General features: G+C 66.2%; 15 protein-coding genes. 11 read left to right on the forward strand and 4 right to left on the reverse strand.

Annotation, left to right across the window (positions count from 1 at the left end; genetic code table 11):
* Positions 1-50: 50 nt before the first annotated feature.
* The 7 genes from FHW94_RS12895 (at position 51) to fdhD (ending at position 7,537) form a co-directional block, all read left to right on the forward strand.
* Positions 51-947, forward strand: coding sequence for a LysR family transcriptional regulator (locus FHW94_RS12895; protein WP_168556252.1), 897 nt, complete (start codon positions 51-53; stop codon positions 945-947).
* A 70-nt stretch (positions 948-1,017) separates the two neighbouring features.
* Positions 1,018-1,440, forward strand: coding sequence for an NAD(P)H-dependent oxidoreductase subunit E (locus FHW94_RS12900; RefSeq protein WP_168556253.1), 423 nt, complete (start codon positions 1,018-1,020; stop codon positions 1,438-1,440).
* The gene (locus tag FHW94_RS12905; RefSeq protein WP_168556254.1) at positions 1,437-2,978 is read left to right on the forward strand and encodes an NADH-ubiquinone oxidoreductase-F iron-sulfur binding region domain-containing protein; all 1,542 of its coding nucleotides are present in this window, start codon (positions 1,437-1,439) and stop codon (positions 2,976-2,978) included. Before FHW94_RS12900 ends, FHW94_RS12905 begins: the two co-directional genes overlap by 4 nt.
* A gap of 124 nt (positions 2,979-3,102) precedes the next feature.
* Complete coding sequence (locus FHW94_RS12910) at positions 3,103-3,636, forward strand: molybdenum cofactor guanylyltransferase (protein ID WP_168556255.1); 534 nt, start codon at positions 3,103-3,105, stop codon at positions 3,634-3,636.
* Positions 3,626-6,478: a formate dehydrogenase subunit alpha gene (gene fdhF, locus FHW94_RS12915; protein WP_168556256.1), complete on the forward strand. Its 2,853-nt coding sequence runs from the start codon at positions 3,626-3,628 to the stop codon at positions 6,476-6,478. The genes FHW94_RS12910 and fdhF overlap by 11 nt, the downstream gene beginning before the upstream one ends.
* On the forward strand, positions 6,475-6,753 hold the full coding sequence (locus FHW94_RS12920) for a formate dehydrogenase subunit delta (protein WP_168556257.1): 279 nt from the start codon (positions 6,475-6,477) through the stop codon (positions 6,751-6,753). The genes fdhF and FHW94_RS12920 overlap by 4 nt, the downstream gene beginning before the upstream one ends.
* Complete coding sequence (gene fdhD / locus FHW94_RS12925; RefSeq protein ID WP_349237515.1) at positions 6,734-7,537, forward strand: formate dehydrogenase accessory sulfurtransferase FdhD; 804 nt, start codon at positions 6,734-6,736, stop codon at positions 7,535-7,537. The genes FHW94_RS12920 and fdhD overlap by 20 nt, the downstream gene beginning before the upstream one ends.
* Before the next feature lie 27 nt (positions 7,538-7,564).
* On the opposite strand, the gene FHW94_RS12930 is transcribed toward fdhD, so the two are convergent.
* The gene (locus tag FHW94_RS12930; RefSeq protein ID WP_168556258.1) at positions 7,565-7,915 is read right to left on the reverse strand and encodes a response regulator; all 351 of its coding nucleotides are present in this window, start codon (positions 7,913-7,915) and stop codon (positions 7,565-7,567) included.
* 235 nt (positions 7,916-8,150) lie between these two features.
* Here FHW94_RS12930 and FHW94_RS12935 point away from each other — a divergent pair, with 235 nt between their 5' ends.
* The 4 genes from FHW94_RS12935 (at position 8,151) to FHW94_RS12950 (ending at position 13,303) form a co-directional block, all read left to right on the forward strand.
* Positions 8,151-8,882 (forward strand): TonB family protein, encoded by a 732-nt coding sequence (locus FHW94_RS12935; RefSeq protein ID WP_349237516.1) that lies wholly within the window; start codon positions 8,151-8,153, stop codon positions 8,880-8,882.
* 180 nt (positions 8,883-9,062) lie between these two features.
* Positions 9,063-11,534, forward strand: a complete 2,472-nt coding sequence (locus FHW94_RS12940; RefSeq protein WP_168556260.1) for a glycosyltransferase family 4 protein — start codon at positions 9,063-9,065, stop codon at positions 11,532-11,534.
* The gene (locus tag FHW94_RS12945) at positions 11,521-12,813 is read left to right on the forward strand and encodes a glycoside hydrolase family 130 protein (protein ID WP_168556261.1); all 1,293 of its coding nucleotides are present in this window, start codon (positions 11,521-11,523) and stop codon (positions 12,811-12,813) included. Before FHW94_RS12940 ends, FHW94_RS12945 begins: the two co-directional genes overlap by 14 nt.
* A gap of 43 nt (positions 12,814-12,856) precedes the next feature.
* Complete coding sequence (locus FHW94_RS12950) at positions 12,857-13,303, forward strand: DUF2721 domain-containing protein (protein ID WP_168556262.1); 447 nt, start codon at positions 12,857-12,859, stop codon at positions 13,301-13,303.
* Between the two features lie 56 nt (positions 13,304-13,359).
* On the opposite strand, the gene FHW94_RS12955 is transcribed toward FHW94_RS12950, so the two are convergent.
* The 3 genes from FHW94_RS12955 to FHW94_RS12965 form a co-directional block, all read right to left on the reverse strand.
* The gene (locus FHW94_RS12955) at positions 13,360-13,665 is read right to left on the reverse strand and encodes a polyhydroxyalkanoic acid system family protein (protein WP_168556263.1); all 306 of its coding nucleotides are present in this window, start codon (positions 13,663-13,665) and stop codon (positions 13,360-13,362) included.
* Positions 13,665-14,444 (reverse strand): hypothetical protein, encoded by a 780-nt coding sequence (locus tag FHW94_RS12960; RefSeq protein ID WP_168556264.1) that lies wholly within the window; start codon positions 14,442-14,444, stop codon positions 13,665-13,667. Before FHW94_RS12960 ends, FHW94_RS12955 begins: the two co-directional genes overlap by 1 nt.
* Before the next feature lie 151 nt (positions 14,445-14,595).
* On the reverse strand, positions 14,596-15,825 hold the full coding sequence (locus FHW94_RS12965) for a toxic anion resistance protein (protein ID WP_168556265.1): 1,230 nt from the start codon (positions 15,823-15,825) through the stop codon (positions 14,596-14,598).
* Positions 15,826-15,968: the final 143 nt, after the last annotated feature.

Consider the following 15,968-nt stretch of genomic DNA (forward strand, 5'->3'; position numbering starts at 1 on the left):
CGTTTGTGATAGAAACGGCCTCTCAATTTTCGAGGGGGTTGGGCGGGGCGATGCAACTGCGCCACTTGCGCTATTTCGTGATGCTGGCCCGCCATGGCCATTTCGCCCGCGCGGCGGCGGAATGCGGGGTGTCGCAACCCACGCTTTCGGCTGGCTTGGCGGCGCTGGAACAGGAGGTGGGCAAGCGGCTGGTGGAGCGCGATCGCCGCTTCATCGGCTTGACGGCGCAGGGCCAGGCGATGCTGCCCTGGGCCGAACAGATCCTGGGCGCGATGGGCAGCATGGCGCAGGCCGTGGCCGCCACCGCGGCGCCGCTGGCCGGGCCGTTTCGCCTTGCCGCAATTCCCGCCGCGCTGCCGCTGGTGGGCCGCTTTGGCGATGCGCTGCTGCGCCGTCATCCGGGGCTGCAACTGGCCGTGCACCAGGCCACCAGCCGCGCAATCGAGCAGGATCTTCAAGCGCTTTCGTGCGATGCCGGGCTGACATACCTGGATCACGAACCGCCCGCCCATGTCGTGGCGGTGCCACTGGCGGAGGAACGCTATCTGTTCGTCACGCGGCGGGATGCGGGGGAGGAAATAGGTGAAGGGACACCGGCGAGCATGGATTGGGCGCAGGCTGCGGCGCAGCCGCTGTGCCTCTTGCACCAGGGCATGCAATATCGCCGTATCCTGGACGCGCAGTTTGCCGCGCGCGGCTTGAGCGTGACCCCGCGCGCGGTGGCAGACAGCTATGTCGCGCTGCTCTCGCTTGTGCAGTCCGGGCGCTTTGCCACGATCATTCCCGATGGCTATGCCGCGCTGCTGACCGGGTTGGACTGGGCCACGCTCTGCCCCATGGCTGGCGCCGAAACGGCACGCCGCCTGGGCTTGGTGGTGCTCGATCGCCAGCCGATGGGACCGCTGGCTCTCGCCGCGCTCGACGTGGCACGGACGCTGTCGGTTTGATAGACATTCTCTATCACACTTCGCGCAATTCGATTTGACGCTGCCGGTCTCCTGCGCGACATTTCGGGCCATGACCGAACCTGCCGAACTGGACCGGATCCTTGCCGCCCACGCCGGGCGCGAAGGCGCCCTGCTGCCGATCCTGCACGATGTGCAGGCCGTCTTTGGCCATGTGAGCGAGGATACAGAGCGGGCGATTGCCCATGCGCTCAACCTCAGCCGCGCCGAAGTGCATGGCGTGGTCAGCTTCTACCACGATTTCCGCACCCGGCCCGAACCGCGCCCGGTGGTCAAGCTGTGCCGCGCCGAAAGCTGTCAGGCACGCGGCGTGGAAGCGCTGGCCGCACGGCTGCCGGCCGATGGTCCGGTGAAAGTGGAAACGGTCTATTGCCTGGGGCTGTGCAGCGTGGGGCCGAACGCCATGGTGGGCGATACGCTCCACGCGCGGTTGACGCCTGAAAAGCTGGGCGCCCTGATGGGAGGTCTGGCATGACGGTCGTGCGCATTTCCGATGACGCGCTGGCGCTGGCCTGCGGTGCCGATGCCGTGGCCGCCGCTTTCGAAGCGGCGGGGTGCACGGTGGAACGCGTGTCCAGCTGGGGCATGCACTGGCTCGAACCGCTGGCCGAGATCGACGGGCAGGGCTTCGGCCCGCTGGAACCCGCCGACGCGGCGGCCGTGCTGGCCGGCAGCAGTGACAAGGGCATCGGCCCGATTGCCGATCATCCGTTCATCGCCAGCCAGCAGCGCTTCACCTTTGCCCGCGCCGGCAAGACCCGGCCCCTGAGCCTTGAGGATTACGAGGCCCACGGCGGCTGGAGCGGCCTGGCCAAGGCGCGCCAGATCGGGCCCGAAGCGACCATCGCCGAAGTCATGACATCGGGGCTGCGCGGCCGGGGTGGCGCGGGTTTTCCCGCCGCGATCAAGTGGACCACAGTGGCCAAGGCTGCTGCCGCGCCCAAGTATATCGTCTGCAACGCCGACGAGGGCGACAGCGGCACCTTTGCCGACCGCATGGTGATGGAAGGCGATCCCTTCATGCTGATCGAAGGCATGGCGATTGCTGCCCATGCCGTGGGCGCGGCCAAGGGCTATGTCTATATCCGCAGCGAATATCCCCATGCCATCGCCAAGATGCAGGCCGCCGCGCAAGCCGCGCGGCCCTATATCGCCCCATTCGAAGTCGAGGTGCGCGTGGGTGCCGGCGCCTATGTCTGTGGCGAGGAAACCTCGCTGCTCAACAGCCTTGAGGGCAAGCGTGGCGAAGTGCGCGCCAAGCCACCGCTGCCGGCATTGGAAGGCCTGTTCGGCAAGCCCACCGTGGTCAACAATGTGCTGACGCTCGCCGCCGTACCGTGGATCCTGGCAAACGGCGGCGCCGCCTATGCCGATGTCGGCTTCGGCCGGTCCAAGGGCACCATGCCGATCCAGATCGCGGGCAACGTGAAGTATGGCGGGCTTTACGAAGTGGGCTTCGGCATCACGCTGGGCGAACTGGTCGAGGTTGTCGGCGGCGGCACCGCATCGGGCCGCCCGGTGCGCGCGGTGCAGGTGGGCGGGCCATTGGGCGCCTACCACCCGCCCGCCGATTTCCATCTGCCGTTCGACTATGAAAGCTTTGCCGCCGCCGATGGCCTGATCGGCCACGCTGGCCTTACCGTGTTCGACGACAGCGTGGACATGAGCGCGCAGGCCCGCTTTGCCATGCAGTTCTGCGCCGCCGAATCCTGCGGCAAATGTACACCCTGCCGCCTTGGTTCCACGCGCGGGGTGGAAGTGATCGACCGCATCCGTGCCCGCCAGGGCCGCACGGCGGACGCGGTGGAAGCACTGCCGCAGATCCACAACGCGCGAAAGGGTGCGCGCACGCTGTCTGACGAGATCGCCCTGCTCGAAGACTTGTGCGAGACAATGAAGTTCGGCTCGCTCTGCGCGCTGGGCGGCTTCACGCCTTATCCCGTCCTCTCTGCCCTGCGCCGCTTTCCCGAGGATTTCGGCGCCGTGCCTGATGCGGTGGAGGCGGCCGAGTGAGTGCGTTCTTGAGCCAATGGGCTTCGACAAGCTCAGCCCGAACGGGTTTCAAGGGTTCGCAAACCCCACGTCCGTTCGCCCTGAGCCTGTCGACGCCCATTGGCACCAGCGTCTCGGTGCAACCATGATCCTGGGCGCCGTTCTTGCCGGTGGTCAGTCCACCCGCTTTGGCAGTGACAAAGCCTTGGCCCAACTGGCCGGGCAAAGTTTGCTGCTGCGTGCGGTGGAAACGCTCAAGCGCCAGTGCGATGCCGTGGTCGTGGTTGGGCGCAGTGAAGCGCCCGCGCCATGCCTGGCCGATTGGCCCCGCGGCGGCATGGGACCATTGGGCGGGATCGCTGCCGCGCTTCATTATGCCGCACGGCATGGTTTTGATGAAGTTCTGACCACGGCCGTCGACAGCTTCGGCTATGATGATGATCTCGCCATCCAGCTTTCCCCCGCGCCGGCCTATTGCGCCAGCCAGCCGGTGATCGGCTTGTGGCCGGCCGGCGCCGCCCCCGCGCTCGATGCCTTGCTCGCCGGCACCGGCAAGCACAGCTTGCGCGCCTTTGCCCAAACGCTCGGCGCGCGCGCCGTTGCGCTCGACAGCATTCCTCACAATATCAACACCCCGGCGGATCTTGCCGCCGCGCAGGAGCATGCCCATGGGCTATGAACGCCAGGCCGATTTCGGCACCCCCGAGGTTCGTTCCGATACCCAGGTGACGCTGGAAATCGATGGCCGCGCCGTCACCGTGCCGGCCGGCACCACCGTGATGCGCGCGGCGGCGGTTTCGGGTGGCTCCATCCCCAAGCTCTGCGCCACCGACAATCTGAAGCAGTTCGGTTCGTGCCGCCTGTGCCTTGTGGAAATCGACGGCATGCGCGGCACGCCCGCCTCATGCACCACGCCGGTGTCCGATGGCATGAAGGTCCACACCCAGACCGAAAAGCTCGCCAAGCTGCGGCGCGGCGTGATGGAGCTCTACATCTCCGACCACCCGCTCGATTGCCTTACCTGCAGCGCCAACAACGATTGCGAGCTTCAGGACCAGGCGGCCGCCGTTGGCCTGCGCGATGTGCGCTTCGGCTATGAAGGCGCCAACCATCTGGAAGCCCAAACCGACGCCAGCAATCCCTATTTCGATTTCGACGCGACCAAGTGCATCGTCTGCTCGCGCTGCGTGCGCGCCTGCGATGAAGTGCAGGGCACCCTGGCCCTGACGGTGGAAGGGCGCGGCTTCGGCTCGCAGATTTCGGCGGGCGTGAAATCCGACGATTTCCTCTCTTCCGAATGCGTCTCGTGCGGCGCCTGCGTCCAGGCCTGCCCCACCTCTGCCTTGATGGAAAAGGCCGTCACCGAGATCGGCAAGCCCGAGCGCGCCGTGGTCACCACTTGCGCCTATTGCGGCGTGGGCTGCACGTTCCGCGCGGAAATGCGCGGGGAGCAGGTCGTGCGCATGGTGCCGTGGAAGGACGGCAAGGCCAATCGCGGCCATTCCTGCGTCAAGGGCCGCTTTGCCTGGGGCTATGCCCAGCATCAGGACCGCGTCTTGAAGCCGATGGTGCGCGAATCCATCGACCAGCCCTGGCGCGAAACGAGCTGGGAGGAAGCACTCGGCTTTGCCGCCAGCCGGTTCAAGGCGATCGCGGCCCAGCACGGCAACAACGCCCTGGGCGGCATCGTTTCCAGCCGCTGCACCAACGAGGAAGGCTTCCTCGTGCAGAAGTTGGTGCGCGCCGGTTTCGGCACCAACAATGTCGATACCTGCGCCCGCGTCTGCCACTCGCCCACTGGCTATGGCCTCAAGACCACGTTCGGCACCTCTGCCGGCACGCAGGATTTCGATTCGGTGGAAGACAGCGACGTGATCCTGGTGATCGGCGCCAATCCCACCGATGGCCATCCCGTGTTCGCCAGCCGGATGAAGCGCCGCCTGCGCCAGGGGGCCAAGCTGATCGTGATCGATCCGCGCCGCACCGATCTGGTGCGCAGCCCGCATATCGAGGCAGACTATCACCTGCCGCTGCGCCCCGGCACCAATGTGGCGGTGCTGTCCGCGCTGGCCCACGTGATCGTTACCGAAGGGCTGGTGGACGAGGCTTTCGTGCGCGAACGCTGCGATTGGGACGAGTTCCAGCACTGGGCCGAATTCGTGGGGCAAGAACGCAACAGCCCCGAATTCCTCGAACCCGTCACCGGCGTGCCGGCCGATCTCATCCGCGGTGCCGCTCGGCTATTCGCCACGGGCGGCAATGGTGCGATCTATTATGGCCTGGGCGTGACCGAGCACAGCCAGGGCTCGTCCACCGTGATGGCGATCGCCAATCTCGCCATGGCGACGGGCAACATTGGCCGGCGCGGGGTGGGGGTGAACCCCCTGCGTGGGCAGAACAATGTGCAGGGCGCCTGCGACATGGGCAGCTTCCCGCACGAGCTTTCGGGTTATCGCCATGTGTCGGACGCCGCCACGCGCGCGCTGTTCGAGGCGGAATGGGGCGTCAGGATCGATCCCGAACCGGGCCTGCGCATTCCCAACATGCTCGATGCGGCCACCGACGGCCTGTTCAAGGGCCTCTACATCCAGGGCGAAGACATCCTCCAATCAGACCCGGATACCAGGCATGTCGCGGCGGGCCTCGCGGCGATGGACTGCGTCATCGTGCATGACCTGTTCCTCAACGAAACCGCCAACTATGCCCACGTCTTCCTGCCCGGCTCCTCGTTCCTGGAAAAGGACGGCACGTTCACCAATGCCGAACGCCGCATTCAGCCGGTGCGCAAGGTGATGGAGCCCTTGAATGGCTATCAGGATTGGGAAGTGACCCAGGAACTGGCCCGGGCGCTGGGCCTGGATTGGAGCTACACCCACCCCAGCCAGATCATGGACGAAATCGCCCGCCTCACCCCCAGCTTTGCCGGGGTCAACTATGCCCGGCTCGATGCCGAGGGATCGTTGCAATGGCCGGTCAATGACGCCGCGCCCGATGGCTCGCCGATCATGCACATCGAAGGCTTCGTGCGCGGCAAGGGCAAGTTCGTGGTGACGGACTATGTCCCCACTGACGAGCGCACCGGCCCGCGCTTCCCGCTGCTGCTCACCACCGGGCGCATCCTGTCGCAATACAATGTGGGTGCGCAGACCCGGCGCACCGAAAACAGCGTGTGGCACCCCGAAGACCTGCTGGAAATCCATCCCACCGACGCGGAAAATCGCGGGATCAAGAGCGGGGACTGGGTGCGCCTGGCCAGCCGCTCGGGCGAGACCACGCTGCGCGCCACGGTGACGGATCGCGTGGCGCCGGGCGTGGTCTATACCACGTTCCACCACCCTGCGACGCAGGCGAATGTGGTAACCACCGACTATTCCGACTGGGCCACCAATTGCCCGGAATACAAGGTGACGGCGGTGCAGATCACCCCGTCGAACGGGCCGAGCGAATGGCAGCAGGACTATGCCGAGCAGACCCGCCAGGCGCGCCGCATTGCCGGCAGCGCGATGGAGCCGGCCGAATGAGCGGGCAGACCGAAGCCAAGCTGGTCTACATGGCCAACCAGATCGCGCGGAATCTGAAGCACGAGCCGCACCCGGTCGCCGCCGTGGCCGATCATATCCGCGCGTTCTGGAGCCCGGCGATGTTGCGGCAGGTCTTTGCCCATCTTGCCATGCAGGGCGAAGATGGGATCGATCCCGTGGCGCGCGCGGCCCTGGCAGAACTGGCCGCCGGCCATGCCCCGCCGCCGCAGACCAAGGCGACCGATCCCGCGCACCATGGCGCCGATGCCGGATAGCCTGCCGCCAGGTGCCACCGCGCATCGCTTTGCCGAACACTTCGTCGATGGCAGGGCGGCGACCGCGCACGAACGCGCCCTGGCGCAAGAAGCGCCGGTGGCCATCGAGATCAATGGCCTGGGCTATGCCGTGATGATGGCCACGCCCACCGATCTGGAAGACTATGCGCTGGGCTTTTGCCTTGCCGAACAATTGATTGCCGATGCCAGCGGGTTCGTTGCGGCACAGGCTGCCGAAATCGAGGGGCGCGGCTGGATGTTGCGCATCACGCTCGCCACGGGCGATGCCGCGCCATTGCTGGAACGTGCGCGGTTGCGCCTTTCCGAGGGATCGTGCGGGTTGTGCGGGATCGAAAGCCTGGAGCAGGTCTTGCGCCCGCTCCCGCAGGTACCGGTGCAGTTGGCAGTGGACGATGCCGCAATCTTTCGCGCCACCGCCGCGCTGGGGGATCGCCAAGTGCTGGGCCGGGCGACGCGGGCGGCCCACGCCGCCGCCTTTTGCACGCGCGATGGTGCGATCGTGCTGTTGCGCGAAGACGTGGGCCGGCACAACGCGTTCGACAAGCTGGTGGGGGCCTTGGCCCGCGTCGGGCGGGACCCGGCAGATGGCTTCGTGGTGCTGACCGCGCGGTGCAGCTTCGAACTGGTGCAAAAGGCGGTGATCGCTGGCGTGCCCCTGCTTGTCACCGTTTCGGCTGCCTCTACCCTGGCGGCAGAGCGCGCGCAGGCGCACGGGCTGCGACTGGTCAGCCTGGCGCGGGAAGACAGTTTTCTGGAAAGTTGAGAGGCGGGGAACAGCCCCGACGCCCGCTTAGTTCGCCTCGATCAGCGACGAGAGGGCCTCGCGCAGCGCGCTCAGGCTGACGGGCTTGGGCAGCATCGGCGCTTCGGGCGCGCCGGAATCGGGATCAAACGAAGCGTGGCCCGAAAGATAGAAGAACGGCGTGCCTTCTTCGCGCAGGCGCAACGCAACGGGCACTGACGTGGTGTCGCTGCCCAGCGAGAAGTCGAGCAGCGCGGCGTCCACCGGGCCTTCGTCCAGTGCCGAAAGCGCCTGGTCCACCGTGGCCACCGCTGTCACTTTGTCATGGCCGAGGTCTGCCAGGTTTTCCTCCAGCAGCATTGCGAGCAAGGGCTCGTCCTCGACAACCAGAATTCTCATGCGCTCAATCCTTGGTGGCGCCTGTCGCAGGCCGAACGCACGGTCTGGCAGCACCCCATCTTTGCCAAAGCCTACCGCATATGGGGGATTGGCGAAACTGCCGATGATACGAAATGGGTGGCATCGCGGGGGTCTATCCCCTGGTTGCAACGCCTTGTCCCGTTTTTTGCCCGTGTCGTGCCGCCGGGAACCCGATTGGCCTGCGAACGATTATGCCTCCGCCATGGCTTCCTACGTGATTCGCCAAAGCGCCAGGGACGCGCGCTGGAAACGCCATCTGGCCATTGGCGGCGCGGTTGCCTTGTTGCACGTGGGCCTGATTCTGGCCTTGGTAAAGGGCCTTGCGGGGGGCATGCCCGCGCTGCATTTGCCCGTTTCGGCCCTGGTGGTCTTTACCCCGCCCGCGCCCGTGCCCAGCCCAACACCCCAGCCTACGCCGCCACCCGCGCCCAGCCACGCGGAAGCGGGGGCAACCGGCGCGACGGGGCGCAAGGCCCGGCCCAAGGCGATCACTGCGCCGCCCCCGCGCATCGTCATCCCCGCGCTGGCCGCGGCCCCGGTGGCTGCCAATGGCGATGCCACGCGATCGGGCGCAGGCGCAGCCGGCACCGGCACGGGCGGTGGCACGGCGGGAAGCGGCACCGGCAGTGGTGCGGGCGGCACGGGCGACGGCGCTGGCCTGGCCCGAGCCGTGGCCAAGATCGCCGGCGACATTACCGCCACGCGCGATTATCCCGCAGCCGGGCGCGCCGATCGTGCCGGCCGCCAAGTGGTGATCGTGCTGCGTGTCGATACCCAGGGCACGCCCTCCGCCTGCCGCGTGCAACAGCCCAGCGGCAACGATGAGGCCGATGCCATCACCTGCCGCCTGGCGATGCAACGCTTCCGCTTCCGTCCGGCGCGCGATGCACAGGGGCAGCCGGTGGCCGCCGACTATGGTTGGCGCCAGCGCTGGTGGGCGCCCTAGCGACGGGGCGCGGCATTTGCCAACATGCGATAATTTTTGCATCGCCACACCCTTGAACTGCCCTTTTTCAGCGACAAAATCAGTAGCTCGCGATCGGATGGCGTTGCAGCGCAATGCAACTTTATCCGGTCTGCATCGTTTGGTTCATCGAACAGACAGATTTCGGGGCGAGCCAGCCAGATGACAAGCGACCTTTCCAATTCCCTGCGGCGCGCCACCCCTGTGGCAGGGGCCGTGCTTGATTTCTTCGCCGCCGATGGCGCTCGCCAGCCGGCCCGCCGACTGGCGCTGATCGGCGGTTTTGCGCCGCGCAAATGCGGCATTGCCACTTTTACCACCGACTTGTTCGAGCAACTGGGCCTGCACCATCCCGAGCTGTCGGTCGATCTCCATGTAATCGATAGCCCGACCGAGCCGCATGCCTATCCCCAGGCGCGCAGCGTGATCCGCTCTGACCGTGCCGAGGACTATCGTACCGCAGCGCGGCGCATCAACGAGGATGCGGTGGATGCCGTGTGGCTTCAGCATGAATACGGCATTTTCGGCGGCGCCTCGGGCGCGCTGGTGCTCGAACTCGTCGACCGTGTGGCAGCGCCGCTGATCGTCACGCTGCACACCGTCCTGGCCGACCCTTCCGCCCAGCAGCGTGCGGTGCTCGAACATATCCTGGCCCGCGCCAGCGGCGTAATGGTGATGAGCGAGCACGGCCGCGATGTTCTGTCACGCGTCTATGGCGTCGATCCCGCCCGGGTCACGGTGATTGCCCATGGCGCACCCGATCGGCCGTTCGGGCGTAGTGCCGAATTCAAGGCACGCGCCGGCCTGGCCGACAAGAACGTGATCATGACCTTTGGCCTGCTTGGCCAGGGCAAGGGTCTGGAAACCGCCATCGAGGCACTGCCGGCGATCGCCGCCCAGCATCCCAACACGGTCTATCGCATCGTGGGCGCCACGCACCCCAACCTGGTTGCCGCCGAAGGCGAAGCCTATCGCGAAAGCCTGATGGACCTTGCCCGTGATCTGGGCGTGGCCGATCATGTGCTGTGGGACAACCGCTTCCTCGAAACCGGCGAACTGCTCGACCAGCTTGAAGCCTGCGACATATACCTCACGCCCTATCCTAATCTTCAGCAGTCCACCTCGGGCACACTGAGCTATGCGGTGGCGCTGGGCAAGGCGGTGGTGTCTACCCCCTATCTCCATGCCAGCGAGTTGCTGGCAGATGGCGTGGGCGCCCTGGTGCCGCCGCGTTCGGCCACCGCGCTCGCCCGCGCAGTCAACGCCTTGCTTGGCGATCCGCAGGCGCTCGATGCGATGCAACGCCGTGCCTATGCGCGCGGGCGCGAAACCATCTGGCCGCGCTTTGCCGAGGGCTGCGCGCAATTGGTCAAGACCGTGGCGGCGATCGCACCGCTGCAGGTTCCGCTCACCGCTACGCCGGGCGCCAGCGGCGTCTGGGCGATGTGCGACAGCACCGGCATGCTCCAGCACGCGATCGGCACCGTGCCCGACCGCCGCCATGGCTATTGCCTGGATGACAACGTGCGCGCGTTGATGCTCATGGGCGTGGCCGATGGCATTCCCCTGGCAGAGCGACAGCGCTGGGCCACGGTATTCGCCTCGTTCATCCAGCATGCGTGGAATCCCGATGCCGGGCGCTTCCGCAATTTCATGGCCTTCGATCGTTCATGGTGCGAAGACGTGGGCTCGGAAGACAGCAACGGCCGCACGCTGTGGGCCTTGGGCCACGCCGTGGCCCATGCCCCCGATGCCGGTCTCCGGCAGTGGGCGCGCCAGTGGTACGATATTGCCGTCGGGCCGCTAGGCCAGGTGGACTATCCGCGCAGCATGGCCTTTGCCATCCTTGGCGCGGTCCACGTGCTCGCCGTGGAGCCCGATCACGGGCCCAGCCGCGCCTTGGTGGAACGTGGTGGTGCCCTGCTTCACGCGTTGCTGGCCAAGGGCCGGCGCCCGGACTGGGCCTGGTTCGAGGCCATGCTGGGCTATGACAATCCGCGCTTGCCCGAGGCCCTCATTCGGGCGGGCCATCTGACAAAGCGGGCAGATTGGCTGGAAAGCGGCATCGAGGCCTTGCGGTTCATCGTGGCGCAACAGACCACCGCCAAAGGACAGTTCCGTGCCATCGGATCGGAAACCTTTACCCCTCCCCATGCCGTCACATACGAAGCCAAGCCGTTCGACCAGCAGCCGCTGGAAGCCTGGGCCGCAGTGGAAGCCTGCGCCGCGGCATGGCACGCGCTTGACGCCGATGGTGAGGCAGATACCGATGGTTCGGCCCGCGCTTTGTGGCGTGGGCATGCCCAGGCGGCCTATCGCTGGTTCCTGGGTGCCAACGACCGGAGCCTGGCTCTGGGCGATCTGGTCAGCGGGCGTTGTCGCGACGGGATCACGCCGCGCGGCGTCAATGCCAATTGCGGGGCCGAATCGATCCTGGCATTCCAGCTGGCGCATTATGCGCTGGCCGGGCTGGAACGCGCAGCGGCGCCGCGCGTTGGCAGCGAAACCCAGGCCCTTGGTCAAACCAGCAAGGTAAGGAGTGTCCTTGGCGACCGAGCATACAAAGCCCAGCCTCTCGCCGGCCAGATCGGGGGCCAACCCGCCCTCGGCCAGCAACGGCTTGCGAATTCTTGAGCAGCGGCTCCATGCCGATCCTTCGCGCGTTGTCCTGCGGCCCTTTCATCTGGGCTGGCAGGGCGGCGCTGGCGGGGGATCGCGCGCCGCGCGCCTGGTAAAGGACGTTCTCTCGCTCGACGAAGCCGATGCGGCCGACGAATATGCCCGGGTGCTCCACGATTTCGAGGAGCGTCACTGGCAGACCGAGCAGTTGTTCGAAGAGCGCTATGCCGAAGTGCGCCAGGCGCTGGATCTGGACGATGGCGCCATTCCGCCCATCCGGCGGCGCCTGATCGGTGCGTACTTCTGCCACGAATACACCTACGCGGCCGCCGCGTTGATGAACCCGTCGATCGTGCCCCATCCCGACCAGTCGGGCATGGTGGATGGTGCGCAGCGTTTCGTGATGAGCCTGCGCGCCGTGGGCGAAGGGCACATCAGCTCGATCGTGTTCCGCGAAGGCGTGGTTTACGAAGACGGTACGTTCCAGCTTTGGCCGCAGAGTGCCTTTGCCACCGCCATGCTGCCCGATGCCAGCGCGCCGCTTGCCGCTGGCAGCAACGAAAGCGACCAGGGCGTCTGGCTGCATCGCCACGCCGAAAGCAGCCTGTCGAACAGCGTGATCTTCCCGATTACCGAGCAACAGCGCGGCGGGCTGGAAGACTTGCGCCTCGTGCGCTTTGACCATGGCGATGGCGAATACGAGTGGATCGGCACGTACACGGCCTATTCGGGCAGCGCGATCCGTTCGGAACTGCTGCGCACCCGCGATTTCCGCCGCTTCCGGCTGGAGCCCATCCAGGGCCGCGCCGGGCGCAACAAGGGCATGGCGTTGTTTCCGCAGACGATCGACGGGCGCTATGCGATGGTCGGCCGCCAGGATGGCAAGAACCTGTTCCTGCTGCGCTCTGACCGGCTGGATTGCTGGGACGATGACGGCGTCCTGTTGATGGAGCCCAAGTTCCCTTGGGAATTCGTGCAGATCGGCAATTGCGGGAGCCCGATCCTCACCGACCAGGGCTGGCTGCTGCTTACCCACGGGGTGGGGGCAATGCGCAAGTATGCGTTGGGTTGTGCGCTGCTCGATCGCGATGATCCATCCAAGGTCATCGCGCGCAGCAAGGTGCCGCTGCTGACCGCCATCGACGCCGATCGCTATGGCTATGTGCCCAACGTCGTCTACACGTGCGGTGCGCTGATGGTGGAAGACAACCTGCTGGTGCCTTATGGCATTTCCGATAGCGCGGTGGGCTTTGCCACGATCGGTGTGGACGATATCCTCAAACTGATGGAATGAGCGCGCTTGCGCATCGGGCGGTCATCGCGGCAATAAGGGCCGCATGATCGCCCAGACCATCCAGTTGTCGCTTGCCCCGGTCTTCGTGCTGGTGGCGATCGGCAACATCATGAATATCCTCACCACCCGCCTGGGCCGGATTGTCGATCGCTCGCGCCATCTGCAGAAATTGCACGCGGAAACCACCGGCCTTGCCCACGATGCCGTGGTGGTGGAAATGCGCTATGTCGATCGCCGCATCCAGCTGATCGGCCGCGCGCTCCTGCTGCTCGTGCTTTCGGGGCTGGGTATCGGGGTGACGGTGGGATCGCTGTTCTTTTCCCAGATGACCGGCATCGCCCATCTGGGTGACGTGACGGCCACGGCCTTTTTCATCGCCATCGCGCTCTTGATGATCGCCCTGATCTACCTGCTGCTGGAAACCCGCCTGGTTGCCAGCACGCTGCGCCTGCCGCCTGAATTGCTGGAGCTGGAACGCAAGGATTTGTGATTCTCTGTGCCCAAACTTCGTTTCGGCGTTGCGACACCGGCCCGCTCCCCCAACACTCAGGCCAGCAGCTTTTCGCCCTTTTCGCGGATCATGCCTTCGATCATGCCGCGCGCAAAGCCCAGCCCGGCCGGGATATCCACGTCGAACAGCACCTGGCTTTCTTCCAGGGTCACATGGCTGGGGATGGTAAAGCCCATCGCCGAAACCGTCATGGTCAGGTGATCCTCGTCGGTCCAGGCGGTTTCCACCTGGGCCATGCCACCGATCAGTTCGCTCGCCTTGCCCGAGGCATCGCCCAGGCGCGTGTGCAGGCGCGTGCGGACTTCGTCCTTGCCAAGGGTATGGGGCAGGGCAATGCGCATTATTTCGTCTCCACCGGCCGAGCCGGATCCAGGGGGGGCAATTGGGCCGGCGCCGCGTCCGCGCCTTCCAGCGCATTGCCATAACGATAGTCAAGATAGCGGCCGCGAATGGCCAGGGCATCGATGTCACCGGCGGCCAGTTGGCGGGTGATCTCGTCGATCTCGCCGCTTATCTTGGCCAGGCCATCGGCCAGTTGCTGGTCGGCATTGCGCCCGCCGCGCTCTTCCTGGCGCAAGTGGGGAGGAATGCGCCGCCAGGATTCCACCATGCCGGGCAGATGCTCGCCCACCAGGCTGCGCACTTGCGCCACGGCTGGCTCGGCCTGGTCGATCCCTTCAAGCTGCAGGCCCAGCCCATCGAGTTGGCCGCCGATCTGGTCCACCAGCCGCACCGCCGGGGCGGGCAGGGCCGGTGCCTGCGCTTCCAGCCACAATTGCGTGCGGCCCACCATGGTGCGCACGTCGCCGCGGTTGATGCTGGCGAGGTCGGGCACCTTGAGCCGCGGATAAGTCGCAAAGAAACCCAGCACGCCGATTACCGCCAGGATGGTAAGCAAGAGGCCGAGCAGGCCGATGCCGTCGATCACCAGGCCTACGGCCATCGCCGCCACCAGCACCGCGCCGACGGCCATGGCCATGCGCGCGGCTTTTTTCGCCACGTGCTGCCGCTTGAGCTCGGCCGAGCGCACGCCGATCGAGCGCCGCCGGCCCCCGGCGCGCTGGTGCGCCAGGCTGGCACGCGCTTCGCGCAGGATAAGGTCTGATTGGGATGCGGTCATGGTTGGGCCTGTGAAAAGTTTGCGCTCGGTATCCACCACCCTGATCTCCCTACCCGAAGCAGTAGGCGGCTTTTCAGGGCAGTCTGCTCCCCCTGTTCTTCACAAGAGGGAGTCGGGGCGTGGTGGGCGCCACCGGCAACGCCAGAAATCATCACCCCTCCAAGCTCAGCAGCGAAGGCGCGCTGGCCTGCGCCTGGTTCCGCGCTGCGCCTTCGGTGCGCGCGATGTATCCCTTGGATTTCTCCACTTCGCCCGAAAGCGTATCGACCGTCTGCTTCATCGCGTCGAGCGCCTTGAGCTTGAACGTGTCGATCGTGTCCATCGTGTCGTAGATGTTCTGGAACGCGCGCTGCAGGGTTTCCAAGGGAATCGTGCTTGAAGCCGCCATCTCGTGGATGCGCCCGGTCTGCTCGCGCAGCAGCTTGCCGGTGGAATCGATGATGTTGGCGGTGGTGGTGTTGAGCGCGGTGATCTGTTCGAGCACCAGGCGCTGGTTGGTCATCGCCTGGGCCACGGTCACTGCGGTGCGCAGCGCGGCCACGGTGGTGGTGCTGGCACGGTCCACGCCCTTGACCAGTTCCACGTTGTTCTTCTTGACCAGGTCCAGCGCCAGGTAGCCCTGGACGGTCACGGCCATCTGCGTGAGCAGGTCCTGCGCGCGCTGGCGGGTATAGAACAGCGCGCTTTCGCGGATCGCCTTGGCCTTGGCCGGGTCGGTGTGATCGAGGTCGGCAGCGGCATCTTCCAGCTTGGTGTCGAGCAGGCGGGCAATCGCGATCATCTGCTCAAGCTGGCCCATCGCTTCCCACAGCTTCTGCCGCTCCACGTCGATCGCGGCATTGTCCATCAGCAGTTCGTCCTTGCCGGCGGCCAGCCGTTCCAGGATCGCCTTGATGTGCCCCTGGGCCGAAACATAGCCGTCGAAGTACTTCTTCATGCTGCTGCCAAAGGGGATGATGCCCAGGAACTTGCGCGGCGAAGACAGCGCGCCCTTGCGCGCGGGATCGAGGTCTTCGATCGTCCGGCGCAGCTGGGCCAGATCGGCGCCCACGCCCGAATCCTTGTCCATCGCCCGGATCGGCCGGTCCAGGAAACGGTTGGACATCCCCGCCGCCTGGGCGATTTCCTTGCGTCCCATGGCGGTCAACTGGTCCACCCGCTTGCCGAATTCGGGGCTGGCGGCATCCTGCGCCAGCAATTCGTCCACGAACGATTGCGCCTTGGCTTCCAGCTTGCTGCGCGTTTCCTCGGCCACCGGCACCAGCCCGGCGGCCTGGTGCGGCGCGACCACGGGCACGGGATCGGGCGGGGTCAGGGTGATGGTGGCAGCCTGGCCGATGTCAGCCTGATTTGCGGTTGCGGCGGAAGGGGTCGAGGCCATCAAGCGATCCTGTCTTGCATGGGCGGGCATGGGCTTGCCGCCCCGCGGGAAGATGGCCCCGGCATGCGCCCGGCGCAAGGCCGATCGGATGAACGGCCCATGCATTTCGCCCGGCGGCAACTGTGGCAAGGTTAACAGGGGCA

It is taken from the genome of Novosphingobium sp. SG720 (genome assembly GCF_012275365.1).
Lineage (GTDB): Bacteria > Pseudomonadota > Alphaproteobacteria > Sphingomonadales > Sphingomonadaceae > Novosphingobium > Novosphingobium rhizosphaerae.